General features: G+C 41.5%; 22 protein-coding genes and 1 pseudogene. 10 read left to right on the top strand and 13 right to left on the bottom strand.

Annotation, left to right across the window (positions count from 1 at the left end):
- Nucleotides 1–731: 731 nt before the first annotated feature.
- The 4 genes from hpsU to D1367_RS09620 form a co-directional block, all read right to left on the bottom strand.
- Entirely contained in the window at nt 732–1,310 is a 579-nt protein-coding gene (gene hpsU, locus D1367_RS09605) for a hormogonium polysaccharide biosynthesis acetyltransferase HpsU (RefSeq protein WP_118166151.1), read from the bottom strand.
- A 39-nt stretch (nt 1,311–1,349) separates the two neighbouring features.
- Nucleotides 1,350–2,306: a glycosyltransferase family 2 protein gene (locus D1367_RS09610; RefSeq protein ID WP_118166154.1), complete on the bottom strand. Its 957-nt coding sequence runs from the start codon at nt 2,304–2,306 to the stop codon at nt 1,350–1,352.
- Between the two features lie 67 nt (nt 2,307–2,373).
- On the bottom strand, nt 2,374–3,306 hold the full coding sequence (locus tag D1367_RS09615) for a glycosyltransferase family 2 protein (protein WP_118166157.1): 933 nt from the start codon (nt 3,304–3,306) through the stop codon (nt 2,374–2,376).
- A 182-nt stretch (nt 3,307–3,488) separates the two neighbouring features.
- Entirely contained in the window at nt 3,489–4,286 is a 798-nt protein-coding gene (locus D1367_RS09620; protein WP_118166160.1) for a hypothetical protein, read from the bottom strand.
- 217 nt (nt 4,287–4,503) lie between these two features.
- On the opposite strand from D1367_RS09620, the gene cobU reads away from it, so the two are divergent.
- Both cobU and D1367_RS09630 read left to right on the top strand, forming a co-directional pair.
- Nucleotides 4,504–5,079 (top strand): bifunctional adenosylcobinamide kinase/adenosylcobinamide-phosphate guanylyltransferase, encoded by a 576-nt coding sequence (cobU, locus tag D1367_RS09625; RefSeq protein ID WP_118166163.1) that lies wholly within the window; start codon nt 4,504–4,506, stop codon nt 5,077–5,079.
- A 32-nt stretch (nt 5,080–5,111) separates the two neighbouring features.
- Entirely contained in the window at nt 5,112–5,516 is a 405-nt protein-coding gene (locus D1367_RS09630; protein WP_118166166.1) for a hypothetical protein, read from the top strand.
- Between the two features lie 366 nt (nt 5,517–5,882).
- Here D1367_RS09630 and D1367_RS09635 read toward each other — a convergent pair whose 3' ends face one another.
- The 3 genes from D1367_RS09635 to D1367_RS09645 form a co-directional block, all read right to left on the bottom strand.
- Nucleotides 5,883–7,565 carry a glycosyltransferase family 39 protein gene (locus D1367_RS09635; RefSeq protein WP_118166169.1) on the bottom strand — a complete coding sequence of 561 codons (1,683 nt, stop codon included), beginning with the start codon at nt 7,563–7,565 and terminating at the stop codon, nt 5,883–5,885.
- A 255-nt stretch (nt 7,566–7,820) separates the two neighbouring features.
- On the bottom strand, nt 7,821–8,615 hold the full coding sequence (locus tag D1367_RS09640; protein ID WP_118166172.1) for a GNAT family N-acetyltransferase: 795 nt from the start codon (nt 8,613–8,615) through the stop codon (nt 7,821–7,823).
- A 580-nt stretch (nt 8,616–9,195) separates the two neighbouring features.
- On the bottom strand, nt 9,196–10,212 hold the full coding sequence (locus D1367_RS09645; protein ID WP_118166175.1) for a ribose-phosphate pyrophosphokinase: 1,017 nt from the start codon (nt 10,210–10,212) through the stop codon (nt 9,196–9,198).
- Nucleotides 10,213–10,817: 605 nt separating this feature from the next.
- Here D1367_RS09645 and D1367_RS09650 point away from each other — a divergent pair.
- The 3 genes from D1367_RS09650 to D1367_RS09660 all read left to right on the top strand — a co-directional run bounded on the left by D1367_RS09650 (nt 10,818) and on the right by D1367_RS09660 (nt 15,769).
- The gene (locus D1367_RS09650) at nt 10,818–12,572 is read left to right on the top strand and encodes a serine/threonine-protein kinase (RefSeq protein ID WP_118166178.1); all 1,755 of its coding nucleotides are present in this window, start codon (nt 10,818–10,820) and stop codon (nt 12,570–12,572) included.
- Nucleotides 12,572–13,252, top strand: coding sequence for a dethiobiotin synthase (gene bioD, locus D1367_RS09655; protein WP_118166181.1), 681 nt, complete (start codon nt 12,572–12,574; stop codon nt 13,250–13,252). The genes D1367_RS09650 and bioD overlap by 1 nt, the downstream gene beginning before the upstream one ends.
- Before the next feature lie 1,275 nt (nt 13,253–14,527).
- Nucleotides 14,528–15,769, top strand: coding sequence for a M20 family metallopeptidase (locus tag D1367_RS09660; RefSeq protein WP_118166184.1), 1,242 nt, complete (start codon nt 14,528–14,530; stop codon nt 15,767–15,769).
- Nucleotides 15,770–15,813: 44 nt separating this feature from the next.
- On the opposite strand, the gene D1367_RS09665 is transcribed toward D1367_RS09660, so the two are convergent.
- The 3 genes from D1367_RS09665 to D1367_RS09675 form a co-directional block, all read right to left on the bottom strand.
- Entirely contained in the window at nt 15,814–16,257 is a 444-nt protein-coding gene (locus D1367_RS09665) for a type II toxin-antitoxin system VapC family toxin (protein WP_069070167.1), read from the bottom strand.
- A 2-nt stretch (nt 16,258–16,259) separates the two neighbouring features.
- On the bottom strand, nt 16,260–16,532 hold the full coding sequence (locus D1367_RS09670; RefSeq protein ID WP_118166187.1) for a DUF2281 domain-containing protein: 273 nt from the start codon (nt 16,530–16,532) through the stop codon (nt 16,260–16,262).
- Between the two features lie 192 nt (nt 16,533–16,724).
- Nucleotides 16,725–17,147 (bottom strand): serine/threonine protein kinase, encoded by a 423-nt coding sequence (locus D1367_RS09675; RefSeq protein WP_118166190.1) that lies wholly within the window; start codon nt 17,145–17,147, stop codon nt 16,725–16,727.
- Between the two features lie 291 nt (nt 17,148–17,438).
- Here D1367_RS09675 and D1367_RS09680 point away from each other — a divergent pair, with 291 nt between their 5' ends.
- Together D1367_RS09680 and D1367_RS09685 are read left to right on the top strand one after the other, a co-directional pair.
- Nucleotides 17,439–18,758, top strand: a complete 1,320-nt coding sequence (locus tag D1367_RS09680) for an acetyl ornithine aminotransferase family protein (RefSeq protein WP_118166193.1) — start codon at nt 17,439–17,441, stop codon at nt 18,756–18,758.
- Between the two features lie 48 nt (nt 18,759–18,806).
- Complete coding sequence (locus tag D1367_RS09685; RefSeq protein ID WP_118166196.1) at nt 18,807–19,748, top strand: DUF1338 domain-containing protein; 942 nt, start codon at nt 18,807–18,809, stop codon at nt 19,746–19,748.
- A 215-nt stretch (nt 19,749–19,963) separates the two neighbouring features.
- Here the strand turns inward: D1367_RS09685 and D1367_RS09690 are convergent, their stop codons facing one another.
- The 3 genes and pseudogenes from D1367_RS09690 to D1367_RS09700 all read right to left on the bottom strand — a co-directional run bounded on the left by D1367_RS09690 (nt 19,964) and on the right by D1367_RS09700 (nt 24,464).
- Entirely contained in the window at nt 19,964–22,561 is a 2,598-nt protein-coding gene (locus D1367_RS09690; RefSeq protein ID WP_118166199.1) for a beta strand repeat-containing protein, read from the bottom strand.
- Nucleotides 22,562–23,565: 1,004 nt separating this feature from the next.
- Nucleotides 23,566–23,989 (bottom strand): annotated as a pseudogene (locus tag D1367_RS09695) (thiamine pyrophosphate-dependent enzyme); the annotation flags it as partial.
- Between the two features lie 289 nt (nt 23,990–24,278).
- Nucleotides 24,279–24,464, bottom strand: coding sequence for a hypothetical protein (locus tag D1367_RS09700; protein ID WP_118166202.1), 186 nt, complete (start codon nt 24,462–24,464; stop codon nt 24,279–24,281).
- A gap of 162 nt (nt 24,465–24,626) precedes the next feature.
- Here D1367_RS09700 and D1367_RS09705 point away from each other — a divergent pair, with 162 nt between their 5' ends.
- Genes D1367_RS09705 through D1367_RS33420 form a run of 3 tightly spaced genes read left to right on the top strand, consistent with a single transcriptional unit; the run spans nt 24,627 to nt 25,389 of the window.
- Nucleotides 24,627–24,947 (top strand): DUF433 domain-containing protein, encoded by a 321-nt coding sequence (locus tag D1367_RS09705; RefSeq protein WP_118166205.1) that lies wholly within the window; start codon nt 24,627–24,629, stop codon nt 24,945–24,947.
- Complete coding sequence (locus tag D1367_RS31735; protein ID WP_220451025.1) at nt 24,944–25,225, top strand: hypothetical protein; 282 nt, start codon at nt 24,944–24,946, stop codon at nt 25,223–25,225. Before D1367_RS09705 ends, D1367_RS31735 begins: the two co-directional genes overlap by 4 nt.
- On the top strand, nt 25,165–25,389 hold the full coding sequence (locus tag D1367_RS33420) for a hypothetical protein (RefSeq protein WP_476739226.1): 225 nt from the start codon (nt 25,165–25,167) through the stop codon (nt 25,387–25,389). Before D1367_RS31735 ends, D1367_RS33420 begins: the two co-directional genes overlap by 61 nt.
- Nucleotides 25,390–25,429: the final 40 nt, after the last annotated feature.

Here is a 25,429-nt window from a genome sequence, read left to right on the forward strand (position 1 = left end):
CTCTGTGTTCTCTGCGCCTCTGCGGTTCGTAAAACAAGAGTTTTGGCCTTAAGTGAACCGTATTGGATTATAAATAACCTTTTTTAAGCTCAAAAAACTAGCATGAAGAAAGGTTATTTATAAATCAAAAGTTTGCACAAAACACTGAAAAATTTAGAGTTATAGCAAATTAAAGGCAAACTTTAAACATGTCAGAAGGCGTTAAGAGCCGTAAAGAGTCATGATAATTCTCTGCCTATTGAAACTTCTAAAGCTCTCAAAACATTCCCAATATATAAACTGCCCTACAAATGCCAGTATTAGCATCAGTTGCTATAATAGGGAACTACAGTATTCTTGGTAATAAATTTAAAACTGCAATTCTACCTACGCTTTACAGTTCATCATACAACTTAACCAGTGTGGGTTAGATTACTATTAAGTTTTGGTTATGAATTAATTAAATTTCTCTAGAGTTATTTCAAGCTATAAATAACCCTTTATTTTGTCTTCAAAAATTAATTATTGATTAATACTTCGGACAGTTTTTTCCCAAAAGGATAAAAAAACCACTTATTGTTGTAGGCTGCAAATAGTTCAAAAAAATCATACTGCCAGATAAGCTATGAATACGGTAGAAACGATACTTACTTAAACCAGTATTCATTCATACAAAATATATTTAGTAAAGTTTTCAGCCAAGCGCGGAACTTTCTGTACGATTGCTCAATTACCCCCACAACGCACTCAAATCAGGGGTTTGTGGGGGAATCAAGTTTTATCCGAGTCATCTTTGGACGACAGGGGCTTCCCCAGCAAACCTGCCCAGAAGGCATATTAGTAAAAACACTACTACGAGCGCCAATCACAGCATTAGCGCCAATTTGCACTCCCGGCCCAACAAAACAATCTGCTGCTACCCATGCACCATTGTCAATGGTGATACTCGCTGTTTTTAACCCAAAGGCAGGGTCTTGGATATCATGACTACCAGTACACAGGTAACTTTTTTGCGAAATTACGCAGTGTTCACCGATGTGGATCTGATCGAGACTATATAAAACTACGTTATCTCCAATCCAACTGTGGTTGCCAATGGTAATTTTCCAAGGGTAGGTAAAGCGGGCGGTGGGTCGAATTAATACGCCTTCGCCGATATGAGCGCCAAATAGTCGTAGCAGAGCGCAACGTAGAATATTTAACGGTTGAGGAGTCAGGGGAAAGGCGATCGCTTGTACAAGCCACCATAATAAAATATACCAACCTGGACGCCCCCGATCAAACCAAGATTGGTCATATTTGCGTAAATCTACGAAAGGGTCATTAGTCATTAGTCATTTAGTTAGGAGTTAGGAGTTAGGAGTTATTAGTTAGGAGTCAATGGTCAATAGCTCTCCCTCTGCTCCCCTGCTCCCCTGCTCCCCTGCTTCTTCTTTTGGGGTAGTTGCAGTATTTAAGTGACCACCACAGTTGCGTAATTCGTAGAGTTTAACGCCAATTTGATATTCATATTGACTCAGCAAGCGTGCATAGATATATCCGGCTTTGCCATCCAAAAAACCGCGTTGAATTATATAAAATAAAACAAATCGTAAAATTGGTTTAAATGGCAGGTGTACCCACACTTTTTTCAAAAAGCGCTTGCGTTGCACTGCATCACCAAATAGATTCGCGCCGATAGTGCCGCTATCATCTTTACCTGTGAGAATATTAAAATAAACGCTGGCTTCCCAGTTGGAATAGCGGTTGTGTCGTTCTAACCAGTGGTAAAGGTCGCGGAAGTCTTCGTGGAGCATATCATTTTTCAGATACCCAACTTTGCCCTGCAAAATCACATGTTCGTGAACTTCGTTGTCACCAGTATTCGGAATATCTTCTGTATTGAGATTTTCGTAGCGACCTTTTTTATGTTGAAATAAACGGAGATTCCAATCGGGATATTTGCCACCATAACGAATCCATTTTCCTAAGAAAAATACGCGGCGATTGAGATAATAACCTGTATATTCATTGTTTTGAATTGCTTGCTCAATTTCTTCCCAAAGTTCGGGAGGAATGCGCTCATCGCAATCTACAATTAAAACCCATTCGTTACGGAAAGGTAGATTATCTAAAGACCAATTTTTCTTTTTAGGCCAGCGTCCATTGAAGTTGAATTGTACGACATTTACACCGTGACTGTTAGCAATTTCAATGCTGTTATCAGTACTTTGAGAATCTACTACAAATATTTCATCTGCTCTGCTGAGGCTAGCAAGGCAAGCAGGCAAGTTTGCTTGTTCGTTTTTTGCCGGAATTAATACAGAAACTGGTATTTTAGATGGCATATATTTGGGAGTTAGGAGTTAGGAGTTAGGAGTTAGGAGTAAAGCATTCTGAATTCTGAATTCTTGTTTATTTATTATTTGATTTGGATAAAAGACCTTGAATAGCAGCATTTAAGTAACCAATCTGACCGTAAGCATATACAAGTTTGTCAAACCGTTCTGCTGGATCAGAAAAATATTGCAATGCCTTATACAAGCCGCGCACAAACCGTTCGCTACCTCGCTGTAATTGAGCGATTCCAGCTTTACCAGCGAGTTGTTCTCGATAGCATTCACTGATACCCTGCCACCAGCCCCGGTTTAAAAACCAGGAGCGTTGGAGGCGTTCTGGGGCAACATTGTGAGCAACCAGCGCTTTGGGAAGATAAGCAACTTGCCAACCACGCTGTAGGGCAAATTCGGTCATTTGCAGTTCTTCATTTGATAGTAGGTTTTTTCCTACTCGACCGAGATGAGGATCAAAACCGCCAATTTCTTCTAGGAAACTGCGGCGGATGGAGTAATTTAAGCCTCTGGGTGTTAAGCCAGGTTGCTCGATATAGATGATATTGTCACCCAAATCGTATGCACCCAGATTTGCAGCTAGCCCTGGAGATAGCCACCGTGGTTGCTGGATTCCTGGAGGCCAAATGAGAGTGACTTTGCCACCTGCGATCGCTAGTTTAGAATTATTGTAATAGGCAAAATATAAAACTTGTAGCCAGCCCTTGCTTGCAACGGCATCGTCATCTAAATAAGCAAGAATATCACCACTAGCTACTTTTGCACCCGTGTTGCGGGCGACAGATAAACCAATGGTGGGTTCAAATATATACTTCAGGCGCGGATTGTGGGCCCTTTGTTCTACAACCTCACGAGTGCGATCGCTAGATCCATTATCAACTACCACAATTTCAAAGTCAGCAGCAAAATCCTGCCCTAAAAGACTATCAATTGCAGCCCCTAAATAGGTATCTCGATTGTGGGTACAGATAATGGCAGAGATTTGGGTGTCTGGCATAGATTTTATTTTGGATTTGAGATTTGGGACTTCGGCTCCTTTCGACTTCGCTCAAGGCAAGTCGCTCAGTCGAACGATTTTAGATTAAAATCTTAAATCCAACGCATAACTGCTGAGAGTTAATTTAAACCAAAAGTTCCCCACCCACCAACCGAGTTTCTTCGGAAATAATCTTTAAAACTTTACGTTTGTTGAATATGACTATGTAAAACTACAAGTGTTTGAGCCAGTTGACTCAGGCGGGTTTCCAAAGATTGCTTACGCCCTAACAGTTGACGTAACTTTTGGTAACGTGCGATCGCCATGCTAACATTCGGAATCTGATCTGCTGGACATGGACGCGACCAGACTTTACCAGTATCGTCTACACCACAGAGGCGGTAGCCAGTAATAGATGATTGATAAGATACTTTCCCACCAGTGGCGCAAATTTCTTCTACATAGTTCATCAGGCGGTCAACTTCTGCATGGCGTAGTGTTGCAGTTCCTCCTGCTTCTGGTTCCTTGGGATTGGATTCTAACCAGCCATTGACAATTGGCCCTTCTAAGTAAATATCCTGAATTTGCTTCAAAATATTTTGCAGTTCTATTTGCCAACCTGCGACAGTTTCCTGAATTTCTTGTAATAGATTCATCGCTAATCCTGGATTTGCTCCGTGGCGATGGCTACTAAAGGTCGGAGTTTTCAACTTGGGTAGGCTGGGTGTTTTACTACCATCCTCTTCTGCTTGAAAGGTCTGCACAGACTCATGGTGAGGAAAGAAATCTTGTTCAGTAGGATAATCTCTTTCAGTGTCACCTGTTTGTTCTTCCTGAGAGGATGGAGTTTGTGTACTTTCTGTGGATTCGTTGGCTCCGACACTGATTCTAAAGGAGAAAGGCCGTTTTGTCGTCGAATCACCAGCTTCGGCGGCAGAGGCAGTACCGCGATTCCCTAAATCATGTAGAGTTGCTTCTATGCGTTTTAAGCCTGCGTTCATAAAGACATCCTAAGGTTTACTGTCCCCAATGGTGTTAAATAATTAAGAATGGGGTTGTTGGGATTTTCGGCTTTTGCCAATTGTGACATCAATGATGCTGGTGCTAATTTTATCCCTTAAAAGTTATTTGAAACTAAAAATTTTGCCGATAAAGTAAAAAACTACGATGATAAATTGCAATGTTAGGCATATTTGTTAAAATTTTTAGGAAACAACTTTGGGTAAAATCATCTTAGTAACAGGGCCAGCACGATCTGGTAAAAGTGAATGGGCGGAAACTCTGGCCATGCAGTCAGAAAAAGCAGTTGTTTACGTAGCAACAGCCACCGATAACCCAGATGACCAAGAATGGCATCAACGCATTTTAGAACATCAACAACGTCGTCCCCAAGACTGGGAAACTTTATCTGTACCTGTAGAACTGTCTGCTACCCTCGCCGATGTCAAACCTTATACCTGTGTTTTAGTTGATTCTTTAGGTACTTGGGTAGCTAATCTCTTAGAAGAGGACGAGTTTAGCTGGCAAAACATTGTTGCAGAGTTATTAGAGACGGTGGATCTGGTGGCTGCTGATATGGTGTTTGTAGCAGAAGAGGTGGGTTGGGGTGTGATACCAGCTTATCCCCTTGGGAGGGCGTTCCGCGATCGCCTGGGTTCTTTAGTGCGCCAGCTAGGTGTAATCAGCAATCCTGTTTATTTAGTTACTGGTGGTCATGTTCTCAATCTCAGCAGGCTTGGTTATCCATTGCCAATTAGAGGGGATTCTGGAACATTCACAAGTCAAGATTCTTAACTATTCCAAAATCTAAAATCTAAAATTGTAATATGGCAACCAAACAAGAAGTTAGAGGATACCTTGCCTACTGGTTTCAGTTGGGTAAGAAAGTGATTACGGGCAACGGTAAGGCAAGCTTTTTGCCGCTATCGGTGCTAAATGGCGATCGCTATAGTGAAGAATTTGAAGAGTGCTGGCAAAAAATTCTCTCACCAGAATCGGGTGATTGTTACCTAGAGGGTACACACGAAACCATTGCTGAACTCTTGACATCAGCTTGGGAAATGCTACCTTGCAGCCGTTGCAGTATGCCAGTAGCCGCGCGAAACGTCGGAATGCCGGCGTTGTTATGCCCCTGCAATGATTTACCCAACTGGCCTAATACCGAATTACCAGCACCGCGAGAGCCAATTAAGACTCAAGATCAACTCAAAATAATTAGCGATCGCTTATAGCCCAATACGGTTCAGTTAAGGATTTTTGGTACTAATTTTAGACCTGTAGAGACGCGAAATTTCGCGTCTTTACCAAGGTTTTTGGGCTTAACTGAACTGTATTGGCTTATAGACAATCTTGCATTTTCTCAGTCGTCTTTAGACGACTTTCGCTATTAGACTGGTGAATTCATTCTGAGGCGGGCTAGATGAGAATGAAATAGCCCTGTTATATAGCTTTTCCTAATCAAATGAGCTACATCAGAGCAAGCGAGGAGCTTGCTCTTGTTCTCTACTTACTCAAGTGAAACCCAAGCGTCTTGCGTTAATTGTTGGGTTTCGTTCCTCAACCCAACCTACGATTATCCTTAACCTAAGCGTATTGCGCTATAAACTGGCAGATAACTTATTATTAATTAAAATATTACGTCGGCGCAACTTAGGATATTTACCAAATTTCCAGACCGAATAATATTGATCGCTGTAAACAATATCTGTCTTTAAATTATACTTTTTTTCGATTGTTTCGCGCCAAGTGTCTGAAGGATTGAGTAAAAATACATCAGCAAACCCATCAGGAATGTTAGGAGTTTTTTGGTTATTCACCAACAAAAATCGCACTTTTGGTTCCAAAAGATAGCTTAGAGACAAAACATTCCCAAAATTATTGCCCAAAGCATCACTAACCAAAAGTGGACTACTCGTCTGATTGATGATTTGGGCAACTTGGGGATTGCCATAACTCATACCCTTATTCCACCAAGTTTCTGCTTGGGAACTCACCTTACAAGAAATCAGTCCACAAATAATCACTAATACTATAATTATCTGCCAAATGCTCCGGCGTGATCCGCTCCCATTATATACTTGCGTAGCTAGTAGGTAAGCAACAGTTATTTGGATTCCTAAATAAGCTGGTAGGAAATATGGTTCGGTAGATAATCGTATGCCACCTGCACTTGACAGTATTAAGGGTAGTGCTGGCACTACAATAAATGTGATGAGAAAAACCCAGACTTTATAGTTGGTTGTGAGACAAAGAAAACAAATTGAATATCCTACCAGGATTAAAAATATTGGTGTAATTAAAGAGTTAAGAGGATTATCTTGGCTAAGGTTTATATCAAAAAAAATCCGGGTTAACTGCATCATTAAAAATGGAAATACTGGCATCGAAGATGACTGCATTTTTGTTTTATCTGCTGAAATCAAAAATTGAAAAAAGTCACCTATCACAATTGTTATCCAAGGCATGAAAGCTAAAAAACCTACCAGTGATGCTAAAAGATAAGTTCTGACAGTTTCAGTCAACTTGAATTTGGCAGCGCTCATTACATAAATTCCGTGAGCAAATGCTATAAATGGACTCCAAATAAATGTATAAAGACTGATAGCTAAACTTACTGCATAAATGCTCCAGATTGCGAATAAATCTGGCCGTTTTTGTTCTGTTACTGGCTCATCTTTATCTTGTGATTCCAGCCGCATTGCTCGCAGCAGGGACGCACTAGATAGTAATATGGTGACTAACCAGAGAATATATTCTTGTGCTTCTTGAGCATAAACTAGTTGAATTGGAGAAATTGCCATAAGTGCGTAGGCGTAGCCCGCCGCAGGCATCGCTACACCAGGAACCGATAATGGCACATTAAATAATTCTCGGCATAGCCAATAAACACAAGGAAAAACCAGCAAACTGATGCAGGCAGATAAACTTCTAATCGCCGTCACCGAATTACCAAAGATTTCCATCCACAATCTGGCTATTATGTAATAAAGCGGTGGATGGTAAGGATCTTCTTTTGCCAAATTCATGATTGTGTCATTTAAGCTTTTTTGTTGATTTACACCTTGAAACTGGGCAAAGCTTTCTCTACTAATGACACGATTATTAAAAATTTGTTGTTTTACTTCAGTTATTCTGTAACCAGAAAGCCGCAATGAAGTATAAGTTTCATCATGCGAGTAAACTTTGCCATCAAGGTTGAAAAAGCGAAACAATATACCCATCACCAATAAGAAAGTAATTAAAAATCGCAACCAACTCGGAGCAAATTTGAGATGGCGCATAAGTAGTTTTCCCAAGCAATAAGTTGTCTAAAATAATCCAGTCAGGCAGGCGCACTGGATGAAGTGCCACAGCTACGCCCGTCGTAGACATCGCTAGTTATTATATCTGAACCTGTTCATCAGACATCGCAATATACTGTATTTTACTTGCTTATCTATGCCTTCAGTGATAGCGTAGACGCTTTTTAGCGGCTTGCCGCAGGCATCGCGTTGCCAAAAAATGGATAAAGTCGAGCTTAGAACAAAAGAGAATTTTTACAATACTTGGTAACGCCATCTAGCAAAATCTTTGCTATTAGATATCGTTAAAAAATCAATGGTCTTAAAGTGCCGATCAATAGCTGGAATACTGCATATTTTAACACCAATATTCAAGTATGCCTGCAAAATTTTAGGTATTTTAACATTGAATGAATCTGGACATTTTGGAGGCATTTTTAGACAAAATTGTGAATTTGGATACACCAAAATACTTGGATGCATCAAGCCATTCTGCTGAAAATAATCATAAGTGCAAGTAGCTTGTGCAGGACATTGTGTTAATAATGATGCACAGCCAAAGAAATATTGGTTTCTACTCCAGATGAGATAATTTGCTAGCCCATTCCATAATAGTAAAAGTGTCTGACTGTTGCGGTATTCTTTATCTATACATGCACGTCCAACTTCAACTGATGCCTGAAGCACAGAATTGGGAATCGCATTAAGATTAAATATATCGGCAGCATCAAAGCCTAATCTTTGAGAAGCCATTGTATAGGTTTGCATCCGATAAGTTCCAATGGTTTTACCCGTTTGTTTGGAAATCATGATTAAATGATGGCAAACCGCATCAAACTTATCTATATCCATCTGCGTAAAGTTAGAAGCAGAAAATCCCAAGCCTAGTTCAATATTAAAAACTTCAAAGCGCAACCGAAAAATTGATTCTAATTCTTCTTCGGTTGATGCTAGGCGTAGGATATATTTTTCAGTTTGAAGGACGGGAAAATCTTCAAGAGTGGGAGGAGGATTCAGTGGGTAATTGATGTTGCGTCCAGAAACTTCCATCTATCTTCCTACTTAGATTGGCGAAAATATTCTACTAGGATTTAGGTACTATACAAATAGCTCACATTATGCATTAATGTGTCGAAACGTGATTGAGACGGTTTTTGCTCAAAAAACCTCTAGAGCTTTTTTACTTTCTTGAATTAGAGGTAGAGTGCTTTTATTATGGAGATTAATTCCTGAAAAATCTGGCAATAAGATACAAAATCTTCTTTTGATATACGCTATAAATGCAAATCATATATATTTATTGTCGAGGCATATAGCGGTTCCCATTCAGATGCGGTACAACATTATATCGTTAGGTGTAGGGGCACGGCACTGCCGTGCCCTTACGGGTGTTCCTAACTTTAATTTTGCGCTTTCTGGCCGTAATGAAATGGTAGGTTTATTTCCGCGCCCCCTGTACTAGTGGTCTGTCAAATTCATTTTGACGGTTAGGGAGACGCGATAAATCGCCGTCTCTACAAGGAATCTATCTGCGACGATAACAAATCGCACAAAAGCCCACACTGTACCCGATCAAGGGTTCAGCGTGGGTAATTTATGCCTATAACATGAATGACAGTCTGTGTATTGACTAGCGGAACATACTACTAACTGAAGTATCTTCATGAATCCGCCAGATAGTTTCTCCTAAGAGATTGGCCACTGACAGCACCACTAGTTGGGGAAAACGATTGTTTTCTGGTATGGGAATTGTATTGGTGACAATGACTTCCTCAAACAAGCCACTGGACAAACGCTCCATCGCTGGTGGAGAGAACACTGCATGAGTTGCACAGGCGTATACTTGACGCGCTCCTTCTTCACGCAGTAATCGCGCTCCTTCGGCGATCGTGCCGCCAGTGTCGATCATGTCATCCACCAACACTGCTGTTTTGCCTTTAACATCGCCGATGACATTTAACACTTCGGCAACATTATGGGCCTGACGACGTTTGTCAATAATCGCCAGTGGGGCATCATTTAGTTTTTTCGCAAATGCTCTGGCTCGCGCTACACCGCCAACATCGGGGGAAACCACTACCAGATCGGGCAGTTGTTTGCTTGCTAGATAATCCAGCAAGACTGGCGAACCGTAAACATGGTCAAAGGGGATATCGAAATAGCCTTGAATCTGAGCCGAGTGTAAATCCATTGCTAGAACGCGGTTGGCCCCTGCTTCGGTGATCAAGTTAGCAACTAGCTTGGCGGTTATTGACTCTCTTCCTGCCGTTTTGCGATCGGCACGGGCATAACCATAGTAAGGAATTACTGCCGTCACCTGTCGCGCAGAAGCTCGGCGACAGGCATCAACCATAATCAATAATTCCATTAAATGATCGTTTACGGGTTGACAACATGGCTGGATTAAATAGACATCACAACCCCGAATCGATTCTTGGATTTGGACGTAAAGTTCTCCATCGGCAAATCTTTTGCGAATCATTGGCCCCAAGTCCATACCCACATAACGAGCAACTTCTTGAGACAGTTGTATATTGGCAGAGCCAGAAAACAGCCGCAGGCGATGATTATCGGTCAGTCCTGTTGCAGATGATTGCACTTTGAAAGTTGCAGAACTAAGCACAGCCGATCCTTTATGTGCATTCATAGCAATATTATCGTTAAAGATTTAATAGGTTTAACCGAGAAATCGCTTAAAAAAAACATTTGTGAGTTTTGTTAAAGCTTCCATACAAAATTTAAACATTTTCCCATAAAATTATCATTGGCTAACTGTCTAATTTTCTTGGCAAGCAAACTATTGATAGCTTAACGGACATTTAGTCCGTCCACTAGGTTTATAGTTCAAATTTTTGGGGTTGAGGTAAATAACCTTAATCTCTCAAAGATTGGTGTGATAGATTGCTTCTTCTAAGTACCTCATTTCTAACTGACAGTAAAGCATTTACAAGTATAAGTGGTGTTGAAGTTTGTTCTTAGACAGGAGAACATTCTGGACTACGTGTTCATTATGTATCCTATTATATTCTATGATACTAGCAATAAAAAATAAACTAGAGATTTAATTTTAAGGCACTGACAAATAAAAAAATCTACAACTATTATATTTTGAAGCGTGATGCATATACTCCGAACTGGGGGTATACCCATTAGGTAAGGTAAAATATCGCTGCATGTAACTGTGTCGCCTCTTGGACTTAATCTTTGTGGGTGACTTCCTCCTCAGTTGCTACTACACTCAATCATTCGATCATGCAACCACCCATTACAGTTGGCACTGTCTTGCAAAACCGTTATCGCATAATTCAAATTCTCGGACAAGGAGGATTTGGTAGAACCTATCTGGCAGAAGACCAGAGGCGCTTTAACGAACTTTGCGCGATCAAGGAATTGATTTCAACAGCAACGGAGGCTTTGGCTAGGGAGAAGGCACAAGAGCTTTTTCACCGAGAAGCTGCCATTTTATATCAAATTGAACACCCACAAGTCCCTAAATTCAGGGAAAGGTTTGAGCAAGACCAACGTTTATTTTTGGTGGAGGACTACGTTGCTGGGCAAACGTACCAAGCTCTGCTGGCTGAACGTCAAGCTATGGGTCAAACTTTCACAGAGGCTGAAGTATTGAAGTTGATCCAGTTGTTGCTGCCTGTTTTAGAGCATATTCACAATAGAGGGATTATTCACCGAGATATCTCTCCAGAAAATATTATTTTGCGAGATAGTGACGCTAAACCTGTGTTAATTGACTTTGGGGTGGTAAAAGAACTGGCAACTCGTTTACGATCGCCAGAAAGCACAATGCCAGAAACCACTGTGGGAAAATTAGGCTACTCTCCTAGTGAACAAATGCAAACAGGAGGAGCTTATCCTAGTAGTGACTTGTATTCATTAGCAGTAACAGCAATTGTTTTGCTGACTGGTAAAGAACCAAGGGATCTATTTGACGAAAACCAACTAACTTGGAATTGGCAGCGATGGGCAACAGTTAATCCGCGATTTGCTTTAGTGTTGAATCGAATGTTGAATCATATACCGAGCGATCGCTATCAAAGTGCTGCTAGTGTATCTATTGCACTACAATCTTTAGAGCAAGTCAATCTTCCGCCCTTAAATACGTCTAACTTGCAAACAATGGCTGTTGGTCGCCGTCCTGACTCAGTACCAGCAGCAGCTTCCCCCAAAAAACAACCCGATCCGGTGATTCCACCAAGTTCAGCTAGCTCAGTCTTGGATAATCCCTTAGCGATCGCAGCAATTGGCGCTGCTGTAGTAATCGTAGCCGGATTCGGTTCTTGGGCATTAGTAAGTTCCATCCGCAGTCAGCAAAAACCAACACAGACGCTTCCCCAAAATTTCCCTTCACCAGTTATTTCTGGTGGTACTACATTCACATCCACACCCACCCCCGAACAACCTGTTATATCTAGTAGGCGGCTCAATCTTAAAGCATCTAACCCAAGCACGGTTACAGATACTCTCAAAACAAATCAAATCATTCGCTACACTTTTCTTGGCCAGGAAGGTGACAATTTAACTGCGTTTATTGACCCAGGAAGCAGCGTTTTGCTAACAGTCTTCAGTCCCAATCAACAACCAATTGATCAGAATGTTCAACAAGTAACATCATATAAAGGCCCATTGCTGGTTACTGGTAGATATACTATTGAGTTAACACTGGTTCCAGGAGTTGCCGAAAGCAATTACAGCCTTAGTGTTGCATTAGAAACACCAGTAAAACCAACACCTACAGAGACACCCCAGCCAATCCCGACAGAAACACCCACTCCAACTTTTACAGAAACACCGCTACCAATCCCGACAGAAACACCCTTCCCAATTCCGACACAAACACCGCCCCCAGTTCCAACAGAGATACCCAACCCAATTTTTACACAAACACCCTTCCCAACTCCGACAGAGACACCTAGCCCAATTCCGACCACTGGTGAAACGCCAAGTTTTCCGCCAGTTGATGGAACACAACCATTTTCTGGTCAAAGAAATTAATGTTAAATACACTACTAATTACTGGAACTGATACTGAAGCTGGTAAAACTGTTTTAACAACAGCCTTAGCAGCCTATTGGCAAAAATATTATCCGCAGCGTAGCTGGGGAATCATGAAACCGATTCAATCGGGGATTGGCGATCGCGAATGGTATCAAAAGCTATTTACACTAGAACAATCTTCAGAAGAAATTACACCTTTGTACTTTCAAGCACCTTTAGCCCCTCCGATCGCAGCAGCGCGGGAAAATCGCCAAGTAGATTTAGCAGTAGTTTGGCAAGCTTTATCTAAATTGCGATCGCATCGTGATTTTGTGCTTGTAGAAGCTTTGGGTGGATTAGGTTCGCCGATAACTGAGGAATTAACGGTAGCTGATTTAGCAGGAGAATGGCGTTTACCAACGGTATTGGTAGTACCAGTTAGATTAGGTGCGATCGCTCAAGCAGTGGCGAATGTAGCATTAGCTAGACAATCGCGCGTGAATCTTAAAGGCATTGTGCTGAACTGCGTACAACCTCGAACTGATGCAGAAATAGCTGACTGGACACCACAGCAATTGATTCAATCACTTACTAACACGCCAGTTTTAGGCTGCTTACCATATTTAGATAACCTAAGTGATTTAGATAAACTTGCTCAAGTAGCATCAGATTTAGATTGGGAAACACTGACGCTTTAAATCTTGTCATTACCAACATCTTTATAAATCAATAGGCTTGGGTTAGCGCCAAAAACCTTGAAATGTGTAGGTTGGGTTGAGGAACGAAACCCAACATTTCGGGACTTTGTTGGGTTAAGCTTTAGCGTTACCCAACAAAGCAATTTTCCACAAAGCCAAGCGTATTGGTTTATAAATCTTCGCTTCGTTACCATCCCGCCTTGGAATTTATTCCCAGGCTAATAGCTAAAGTCCTCTCAAGAGGACTAAATATCAATACACTTGGGTTAAGCATTTCTTTTTTCTCTCTGCGTCGCGCCAGTTGCTACCCTGCCTTAACGATACTCTGTAAAAGCAAAAATTTTAGTCCACTTGAGTGGACTTAAGCTATGAGCCGCGGAACTTCAGTTCTAGGCGGTTACACTTTGACTTTTACAAAATAAATCTTCGCTTCGTTGCCATCCCGCCTTGGAATTTATTCCAAGGCTAATAGCTAAAGTCCTCTCAAGAGGACTAAATATCAATACACTTGGTTTAAGAATTTCTTTTTTCTCTCTGCGTCGCGCTAGTTGCTACCCTGCCTTAACGATACTCTGTAAAAGCAAAAATTTTAGTCCACTTGAGTGGACTTAAGCTATGAGCCGCGGAACTTCAGTTCTAGGCGGTTACACTTTGACTTCTACAAAATAAATCTTCGCTTCGTTGCCATCCCGCCTGGGAATAAATTCCAAGGCTAATAGCTAAAGTCCTCTCAAGAGGACTAAATATCAATACACTTGGTTTAAGAATTTCTTTTTTCTCTCTGCGTCGCGCTAGTTGCTACCCTGCCTTAACGATACTCTGTAAAAGCAAAAATTTTAGTCCACTTGAGTAGACTTAAGCTATGAGCCGCGGAACTTCAGTTCTGGGCGGTTACACTTTGACTTTTACAAAATAAATCTTCGCTTCGTTGCCATCCCGCCTGGGAATAAATTCCAAGGCTAATAGCTAAAGTCCTCTCAAGAGGACTAAATATCAATACACTTGGGTTAAGAATTTCTTTTTTCTCTCTGCGTCGCGCTAGTTGCTACCCTGCCTTAACGATACTCTGTAAGAGCAAAAATTTTAGTCCACTTGAGTGGACTTAAGCTATGAGCCGCGGAACTTCAGTTCTAGGCGGTTACACTTTGACTTTTACAAAAATGTGGGTAACGACAAGCACTTTAAATTAGGCATTGGGCATTAATTTTCTTCCCACGTTCCAGTCCCATTCCCTACAATAAATTAAGTTAGCTGTACTTAAACTAGTTTGTCATAATGGTTTCTACCTTTCCCAATTCCTCTTCTGTTGATTTATCTCGCATCCGACTTTCGATCCGTTCATTGCAACCGCAATTGGTAGAGTGGCGGCGACGATTGCATCAACAACCAGAGTTGGGTTTTCAAGAAAAACTGACGGCTGAGTTTGTATCACAAAAACTCCAAGAATGGGGAATTGAGCATCAAACTGGCATTGCCCAAACTGGCATTGTTGCCACCATCAAGGGTAACAAACTCCCCACTCCCCACTCCCCACTCCCTACTCCCCAAGTTTTAGCGATTCGGGCGGATATGGATGCTTTGCCAATCCAAGAACTCAACGAAGTGCCCTATAAATCGCAGCATAATGGAGTGATGCACGCTTGTGGACATGATGGACATACTGCGATCGCTTTAGGTACAGCTTACTATCTCCAGCAGCATCGTCAAGACTTTTCCGGTATAGTAAAAATTATCTTTCAGCCAGCAGAAGAATCACCAGGAGGCGCAAAGCCGATGATTGAAGCTGGAGTGCTGAAAAATCCTGATGTTGACGCAATTATTGGTTTGCACTTGTGGAATAATTTACCCTTGGGAACAGTGGGTGTGCGGGCTGGGGCGTTGATGGCAGCTGTAGAATGCTTTAACTGCACAATTTTGGGCAAAGGTGGACACGGCGCACTACCCCATCAAACTGTTGACTCTGTTGTAGTTGCTGCCCAAATTGTCAATGCTTTGCAAACTATTGTCGCTCGAAATGTGAATCCTATTGATTCGGCTGTGGTGACAGTGGGCGAACTTCATGCTGGAACCAAGCGGAATGTGATTGCTGATACAGCGAGAATGAGTGCTACTGTCAGGTATTTTAATCCTAGTTTGAAAGGCTTTTTTAACCAGCGCGTCGAGCAGATTATTGCTGGAATTTGTCAAAGTCATGGTGCGAGTTATGACTTAGAATACTGGTCACTTTACCCACCAGTAATTAATGATATGAAGATGGCAGAATTAGTGCGAACTGTAGCAGAAGAAGTAGTAGTAGAAACCCCGTTGGGTATTGTGCCAGAATGCCAAACTATGGCTGCTGAAGATATGTCATTCTTCTTACAAGAGGTTCCTGGTTGCTATTTCTTTTTAGGTTCTGCGAATCCAGAGAAAGATTTGGCGTATCCCCATCATCATCCCCGGTTTGATTTTGACGAAACCGCCTTGGGAATGGGCGTAGAAATATTTGTTAGATGCGTGGAGAAGTTTTTGAATTAATTGAGTAGGTGTAAAAAATTAGCTGTTTTTTTACCCTGCTTAATTTACACCCAACTTTCCCAAGAAATTTCTCTGACTTGTCGCATTCGCTCAAAGTCGCTATCAGATGAAACAAGAGTCAATGAATGACGTAAAACTGTAGCAGCTATCCAGAGGTCATTTTCACTAATGCCTATGGTATTTAATTTGGTTGTTTTACGTTTATTTTTTTCTTTTGGGCCGAATTGCTTGATAATTTCTGATTTAAAATCACCGTAGATTTCTGTTGTTTCTTTGTCGATCCCGTATAGGTTAATTCTTTTGAGAAATGCATTAATTTTTATTAAATTAGCAGCTTTTTGATGTGAGTTTTGTGCCATAAAGTGCAACTCACCAGCAACAATAACACTGGTTGCTAATTGTACCTGACCAAGCGATCGCAAGTGATTTACAACGCTAGGCACACCTTCCATCAAGAAGGAACAGTGATTAGTATCCAAGAGATACATAATTAAAATTCTAGAGGTATCCGACTGTCATGAACTAGTTGCAGGCATTCTCTAATATCTGAACCTTCCCAACTGCCCACAAATTCTAATAAATCTTCAGCAGTAGAACCTGTTAAGGTATGCTCTGTTCTAAGCATCTGAGCAGATTGGCTATCTGAAGATATGCTGTTTGTTTGATGTTTGGCTTGCAAAAATTGCACAAAATCTAAAATTTCCTGTAATAAGGGTTCAGGTAATTTTTCTAGTTCTTGATTAATTTGTTCCTTAGTAGTCATTATTGACCCTGTGTTTACAAGGTTGAAAAACTGGGTATTGATTTATATATTACATTTATATTTTATCTAATGTTGAGATATTCATTTCGGCTTTTTGTGTTTGCCAAGCCTGCGCCTTAGTGCCTTGCCTATTTAAACAGTGCCAGGTAACGAAAAGCTAGAACTCGCAAGGCTTCGTAGAATATATTTTGTTTACAAACTTTTACAAATCTCTGAAACCTTAGTTTCGGGTAATGCTCCTTGGCGTTGCACATACTCCCACAAACTCTGGCCTGCTATGTATTGCATTTCCAAACAGTAGTGACCATCTTCTTCAAAAAAGTCGAATACTTGCACAATATGAGGATGTGAGTCTTGACAACACATTGCCAGCATCTCGGCTTCTTTTTTGAAGCGTTCAACGTACTTAGGATAGTTTGGGTCACGTTGAACGCTGATGTTGGGGGTTTTGATGACGATTCGGCGGTTTAGCTTGGTATGCATTGCTTCGTAGGTAAGTGCAAAACCACCACCACCCAAGTATTTTTCTATTTTGTATTTGCCGTTGTATATTAGCTGTCCGTCTTGCCAGAACATACGCCCAGATTTATTAATGCCTAATGTTGATTGTGACACGCTTTTTGTGAGTTCTCGTGGTTGGCGTTGCTGAATAAGCTTATGCAGAGGCGCAGCACTTCGACTACGCTCAGTTAATAGTGAAGCTGTTATGCTTCAAAAAATGTAATATGACGCGATCGCAGAAGTTGTGTTATAAAAACGGGCAAAGTCTTACAAAATCCGAAAATCTTTACTGTGAAGCTTTTTTGGTAAATGCGTAATTTCTACACTAATGGAATCAAATGCTACTGTCAGCAATCAAACTTTAGCGTTTAATCATCAGTAGTATGCAAAAAAATTGAAAAAATTATGTTAAGTATCCCTATTAACTTAAATTTACCCCTTACACCCCGTATAGTAACTTCTTTACCTGGGCCTCGCGCTCAAGCAATTGTACAACGCGATCGCGCTGTCACTTCCCCTTCTTACACCCGCGATTACCCCTTAGTTGTATCTCGCGGTCAAGGGTGCATGATAGAAGATGTGGATGGCAATGTATTTCTGGATATGACCGCAGGTATTGCCGTTACCGCCACCGGACACGCCCACCCGGAAGTCGTTAAAGCAATTCAAGAACAATCCGAACGTCTGCTGCACATGTCAGGGACGGATTTTTATTATGAACCAATGGTGGAACTAGCGGAACAATTAGCGATTCGCGCCCCCTTTCCCCAGCCACATAGTAATACTGGGTTTCCCGCAAAGGTATTTTTCACCAATTCCGGGGCAGAATCTACCGAAGGAGCCATCAAACTAGCTAGATATTACACCAAGCGATCGCTAATTGTAGCCTTCTTAGGGGCATTTCACGGACGCACTTATGGAGCAATGTCTCTGACTGGTTCTAAAGTAGTGCAGCGAGCGAATTTTGGGCCTTTAGTTCCTGGGGTGACTCATATCCCTTATGGCACTCACGCTAGCTTAGATTATCTAGAACAACAGTTATTTAGCACAATTTTACCACCGCAAGAAGTAGCGGCGATCGTAGTCGAAGCGATTCAGGGAGAGGGTGGGTATATTGTCCCCGAAGATGGTTTTTTGGAGCGGATTCGGGATATTTGCGATCGCCACGGTATTCTGATGGTAGTGGATGAAGTGCAAGCAGGGATGGGGCGGACTGGTCGCTTATTTGCGATCGAGCATTGGGGTGTCATGCCTGATATCATTACTACTGCCAAAGGTATCGCCAGTGGTTTGCCATTAGGAGCGATACTTGCCAGACCAGAGTTAATGACTTGGCCTCCTGGTTCTCACGCTACCACATTTGGCGGTAATCCCGTAGCTTGTGCTGCTGGTATTGCCACACTGCGACTGCTGGAAAGTGGTTTGATGACCAACGCTACTCAGATGGGAGAATTATTACAAGCTAGTCTTACCGAGTTGCATCAAAGATTTCCTAGAGTATCGTTGCCACGAGGTAAAGGTTTGATGGTTGCGGTGGATTTATTGGATGAACAGGGTAATCTTGATCATAAATTGCGCGATCGCATTATTCAAGAAGCTTTTTTACGCGGTTTATTATTGCTAGGTTGCGGTAAAGCAGCAATTCGTTTCTGTCCCCCTCTAGTTATCGACAGCGACCAAATTCAGACAGCCCTTCAGATTATCAGCGAGATTTTAAGTTCTTAAAAGATGACAAATGACAAATACTTCGACTTCGCTCAGTACAAGTGACAAATGACAAATAAAATTGCCCTTAATTTATGGAAATTACTTTGGCAAGAATATAATGCCAGAGTAAATCATGCGCGTACCTACCAGCAAATGATTACTGCTGCGGGTGGGACTGTCGCCAACGACCACATTGCCTTTCGGTCTTTGCGTTTATTAGTAGATAGTCCACAGGGTCAAGTTAACCTGGGAATTGACTATCTTGGGCAACTTGTAGAAGCTTTAGGTTACGTGGCAACTGGAGAGTATAATTTTGCTCAAACCCATTTGTACGCCCGTTATTATCGTCATCCACAGCAAGAGGAATTTAACTTACCCAAACTGTTTATTAGCGAGTTGATTGTCGATGAATTGCCTGCTAATATTGCCCAACTCATCTTTAAAACAGTATCTTCAATTCCATACGAACTAAATTTACCCGCTACTCTTCTACAAAAAGACGGGAACATTGAAACCATTGCTAAACAACTCCAGCAAGTTTTTACCCGCCCTTGGCTACCTCCTGTGCGTTCTGTTGTCGAAGAGGTGAATCAGGTTACTCAGTATGGGGCTTGGGTATTGCTGCACGGATATGCTGTCAATCATTTTACAGGCTACATCAACGGACAAAACACCCCAGAATATCCAGACATTGAGACTACCGCCGATGCTTTGGCTAACCTGGGTGTACCAATGAAAGCAGAGATAGAGGGAAATATTGCTTGTGGTTTGCGGCAAACTGCAACTCAAGCGGTCACAGAAATGGTGACAGTATTAGATGATAACAGTGGTGCAGAAATTCAAATCCCTTGGACTTACGCCTATTATGAAATTGCCCAGCGCTATCTAATAGAAGTGGAATCTGGAAAGCAGGTACTTTTTGATGCTTTTTTAGGAAGTAATGCCCAGCAATTGTTTGAAATGACTCGTCTATCTAATACCAATTTGAAAAAAGAATGCGACAAATAGACCATTTTTAGAGACGCGATTCATCGCGTCTTTACCCAAGGATGTGTTGCAATCATTAATTGAATTGGTATAAGTAGCCCAGAGTTGTTAGCAAAGGATTCAGCTAACCCCCACTTCGGAACAAGTGGGGGAATGCGCCTCAGAAGAGGTTCAATTCTATTTTCCAAGCTTGAAACATGAAACTTCAAGCTTGGAACTCGATATTTTGGGCAAACTTATGCTTGTAACACAAAATCAGATGCCGTCAGAGTTGGCGCACCAGTTAGAGTTGCAAATAAACCACCACTGCCAAAACCAGCCACGCTGCCATTTTGGTTGTAGAACAACTGTCCACTCACAGCATCGTAGACAATTTTTGCGGTGCTAGTTGCGGCGGAAGTTGTGATTTTAAAATCATTGGCGTTACTAAAACCTGTTCCCGCAGTAGAAGTAATTGTATTAAAGGTAGTCTTGTCTAAGATTATCTTGTCACCTTGAGAGTGGTTAAAGTCAGCGATCGCATCTACACCAACAGCAGAAGAGGCAAAGGCAGCATTTGTATTATAAAGGAATTTGTCAGCACCTACACCACCAACGAAAATATCATTGTCTACACCACCTACAAGAGTATCATTGCCGAATCCTCCGATGAGAATATCATTGCCTGACCCGCCCCGCAACAAGTCATTGCCACTTAAGCCATTAATTATGTCGTTACCTCCTTGACCATTAATCACATCATCTGAGTTGTCAAAACCTGCGATGTTATTGTTTAATTCATTAAGGAAGGTGACAGTGTTTTTGTTGAAAATGCTAGTTTGAGTGGAGTTGGCATTAATTACATCAAAGCTATCAGCAATGCTACTTTGTCCATCAAACAAAATATTGCCGAGTGCAGGTCTTGAAGAAATTGCTGGCAGATTATCCAGGTTTTCTAATTTAAAGTTTTGCAATTGGACTTTGGTGGATGCCACATTTTCAAAGGTGACTTCTAAGTTGTTGCGTTTTTGAGTTAGTTGCAGATTTTGGGCAGTCAATCCCGAACCGATAAATTGCAGTGTATCAACATTGGCAATCACAGCCGATGATGGGTTGTAGCCTTTACCTACGCCACCAAAATCGGTGATAATGTCATTGCGATCGCCAACGCGAAACACAAACTTATCTTGACCACCGTTGCCTGTGAGGGTATCGTTACCAGCTTTGCCGTCGATGATGTTGTTCCCAATTGTACCGATGAGAGTGTCTGCATCAGCAGTTCCCGTTAGGATAATCGCGCTGCCACTACCGATGTTCTTTCCCCCAAACACTACATAGCTTTGCCCAGCATCTCTAATGCCATTGGGGTCGGCTTCGCGTGCCCCAATAATCAGGTCGTCAATGCCATCACCGTTGATGTCCCCTGCATTGCTGACTGAGATGCCTAAGAAGTCACCCTCTGCAATGCCGTTAATTAAAAAGCCATTAGTGCCATTCAAATCAGAGAGGTTGAGGCTGCCGCCACTGCCCAGATTCCTCCCCCCAAACACTACATAGCTTTGCCCAGCATATCTGTTGCCGTTGGGGGAGGCACCAAATGCCCCAATAATCAGGTCGTCAATGCCATCACCGTTGATGTCCCCTGCATTGCTGACTGAGCTGCCTGAACGGTCAAGTTGCTTAATGCCGTTAATTAAAAAGCCATTAGTGCCATTCAAATCAGAGAGGTTGAGGCTGCCGCCACTGCCCAGATTTTTCTCCCCAAATACTACATAGCTTTGCCCAGCATCTCTGTTGCCCTTGGGGTCGGCATATTGTGCCCCAATAATCAGGTCGTCAATGCCATCACCGTTGATGTCCCCCCCATTACTGACTGAGTTGCCTGAACGGTCAAATTGCTTAATGCCGTTAATTAAAAAGCCATTAGTGCCATTCAAATCAGAGGGGTTAAGGCTGCCGCCACTGCCCAGATTTTTCCCCCCAAACACTACATAGCTTTGCCCAGCCCCAGAGATGCCGTTGGGGGAGGCAACAAATGCCCCAATAATTAGGTCGTCAATGCCATCACCGTTGATGTCCCCTGCATTGCTGACTGAGCTGCCTAATCGGTCATATGTTGCAATGCCGTTAATCAAAAAGCCATTAGTGCCATTCAAATCAGAGAGGTTGAAACTGCCGCCACTGCCCAGATTTTTCCCCCCAAACACTACATAGCTTTGCCCAGCCCCAGAGATGCCGTTGGGGGAGGCTTCGCGTGCCCCAATAATCAGGTCGTCAATGCCATCACCGTTGATGTCCCCTGCATTGCTGACTGAGATGCCTAATCGGTCATATGTTGCAATGCCGTTAATTAAAAAGCCATTAGTGCCATTCAAATCAGAGAGGTTGAGGCTGCCGCCACTGCCCAGATTTTTCCCCCCAAATACTACATAGCTTTGCCCAGCATCAGAGATGCCGTTGGGGTCGGCATTTTCTGCCCCAATAATCAGGTCGTCAATGCCATCACCGTTGATGTCCCCTGCATTGCTGACTGAGGAGCGTGAATAGTTGTCAGCTTGAATAATGCCGTTAATTAAAAAGCCATTAGTGCCATTCAAATCAGAGAGGTTGAGGCTGCCGCCACTGCCCAGATTTCTCCCCCCAAACACTACATAGCTTTGCCCAGCACTAGAGTTGCCAATGAGGTTGCCATTTACTGCCCCAATAATCAGGTCGTCAATGCCATCACCGTTGATGTCCTCTGCATTGCTGACTGAGTTGCCTGATTCGTCACCTGCTGCAATGCCGTTAATTAAAAAGCCATTAGTGCCATTCAAATCAGAGAGGTTAAAGAAACTGAATAATGAATTAGCCATAATCACCTCTACCACATGTGGTTATTAAGTAGTTATTCACTGCGTAGTTAATATATTATTAACTCGGAAAAAGATAAATCAAGGGTTTATACAAAACATCCCACTTTTGGACAAAGCATTCCAAAATAGGTACGCCCTAAACCTCTCTCCTGATCTCATCCATCCTTACTGAAGAACTCGATTAACGACTCAATACCAATACTCTATAATTCCCGTAACACCTCGCAGCGCGGATTGTAGCACAGAGTTGATCTTTGGTGGTTTGATCGGTTGGTGCGATGCCTAACGGCGGGCTACGCCTACGCTAAAATTGTTTTTTGAAATCTCGTTTCTAGGTAAAACCTGGAAATGCTTTTGAGCAAGGCGGAACTTCATAGTAGGCATTACAGCTATTTTCAGGTAAATAGACTATGCAGTAGGGGTAAAGCACATTGCTCATTGGTGTCAACTTAACTTGAAAACAATGTCCCGCAAGGAACTGAAGTTCCAAGAATAATAGCTAAAGTCTACTAAAGTAGACTAAATATTCCTAAAATCTTTAGTCTACTTCAGTAGACTTTAGCTATTAGCCAGAGAATTTATTCTCTGGCGGGTGAGGAGGCCCACAGCGAAACTATTTCAAGGCTTTTGTTGACACGTATGAGCCTTGTGTTCAAGGATGACAGGCGATCGTAGACATCGCGCTCTTTTTAGAAATTCTATTTACGAACTAAACCCAACATTGGGGCGTTTGTTGACTAAACGTTGAGTTCAACACAACTTAGATCATAGCGTTAGTAGCAAAAATAACGACTTTAGTAACCAAAATGATTATTTTGTAACGAAAATTTTGATGTTTGTAACGAAAATAATGACTTTAATAACCAAAATGGTTATTTAATAACCAAAATTATAATGTTTGTAACAAAAAGAATTATTCTAGTAACCAAAATGATTATTTTGTAACGAAAATAACGATTTTAGTTACAAAAATGGTATTTTGTAACTAAAATCAGGGCTAATATTCAGAAAATATCGCGTTTTGCCAGATATTGGTACATCTGCCAACGTGCATCTACCTCAGCTTGGGCTTGTTCTAACAAATGTTTGGCTACGTCTGGTTTACTCTTGGTGAGCATTTTGAAGCGATTTTCTTGATACATCGAATGTTCTACCGATTGCGTAGGCGATCGCATATCCAATTGCAATGGATTTTTACCTTGTTTGAGCAACTCTGGATTATGCCGATACAGCAACCAACGACCTGATTCTACCAAAGTTTTCTGATGATTCATGCCTGTGGTCATATTAATGCCGTGGGCGATGCAATGGCTGTAAAATAATCAACGATAGGCCATTATATGCTTCGGCTTCCAAAAATGCTTTGAGAGTATGTTCATCTTTAGCGCCCATTGCTACACTAACTACGTAGACATTTCCGTAGTTCAGTTAAGGATAATTGTAGGTTGGGTAGAGCGATAGCGAAACTCAACAAAGCCCCGAAAATGTTGGGTTACTCTGCGAGAAGGCTACGCCTACGTTCCTCAACCCAACCTACGCAACTTATTACCCATTAAGCGTTACCTGTTTGCTAAATATTGATACATCTGAAGTGAGAAAATGAAGAGCGATCGCTTGGTAATTGAAGATGGCAAATTAGGGGCGATCGCTCTTTAATAATACGTTTTCTTTAACTCAACTTACTTACTGAATTAAGAAACTAAATTTGTCAACCGCATTACAGACTACAAAGCCAATTCCAAATATCTGATCCAATTTGGATAACAATACCAATTACTTCATATATCAACTGTGCTAACCAAGATGTATCATTGGTATCAAGCGCTTGCTCCAATTGACTAGCAAAATTATCATCAGCATCAATTCGTTGAGCTATGCGACTCTTAATATCGAGAAAAATCAAATAGTATTTTTAATTAACCTACGAATCCCAACTCAATTATCTTCAGATGTGCCAATAGAAAACTTAGGCAAGGATATTTTTAAAGACTTACAATAGTCAAAAAACAAGAATTGCTTGATAAAATAGTTAGAGATATTTTAGAATACAGGATTTATAAAAATAATGTCTGAAACAACCACTACTGAATATAGACATATCCTAATTGATGAAAATAATGTTCCTTACATTACAGGAACATCAATGAAAGTTGTAGAGTTAATTACTTCTATTCATGCTTATGGTTGGAGTCCAGAAGAATTACATTTCCAGTATCCACATCTGACCATGAGCCAAATTTACTCAGCTTTAGCTTATTATTGGGAGCATAAAGAAGAAATTGATGCTGATATGCAGCGACGCTTTGAGTATGCCGAAAAATTACGTTTAGAAGCCGGAGAATCTCCATTATCAAAAAGACTCCGTGCAGAAGGATTAATTAAATGAGTGTTGCTCTTTATATAGATGAAAATGTTCATCGAGGAATTACAAATGGATTACGGTTACGGGGTGTAGATGTATTAACAGTACCAGGACTTACGCAAAAATTGCCGAAAAGCTTAATTTATCGAACCGCCAAGACGCCAAGAACGCCAAGAATTCGTAGAGTGTGCGTAAGTCCTAAGTACAAGAAGATGGGCGCACTGGCTTTCCTGATCCAATTATACTTGACCGTGCAACAGAACTTGAGCGTGTTTTATTTTCCCAAGATGAAGATTTTCTAGCTGAAGCTAACTGTCGTCAAGGACAACAAATAAACTTTGTTGGTGTGATTTATGCCCATAAACTCAGAGTTTCTGTCGGTGATTGTATTCGTGATTTAGAAATTATTGCTAAAACTGCATATCTTGAAGAATTAAAAAATCGTGTTCAATATTTACCTTTATAAGTTGGTAAACAGTAGTAACACACATAACAGGTAATAGCTA

Origin of the sequence: Nostoc sphaeroides (assembly GCF_003443655.1) — a bacterium.
In the GTDB taxonomy this organism is placed as follows: domain Bacteria; phylum Cyanobacteriota; class Cyanobacteriia; order Cyanobacteriales; family Nostocaceae; genus Nostoc; species Nostoc sphaeroides.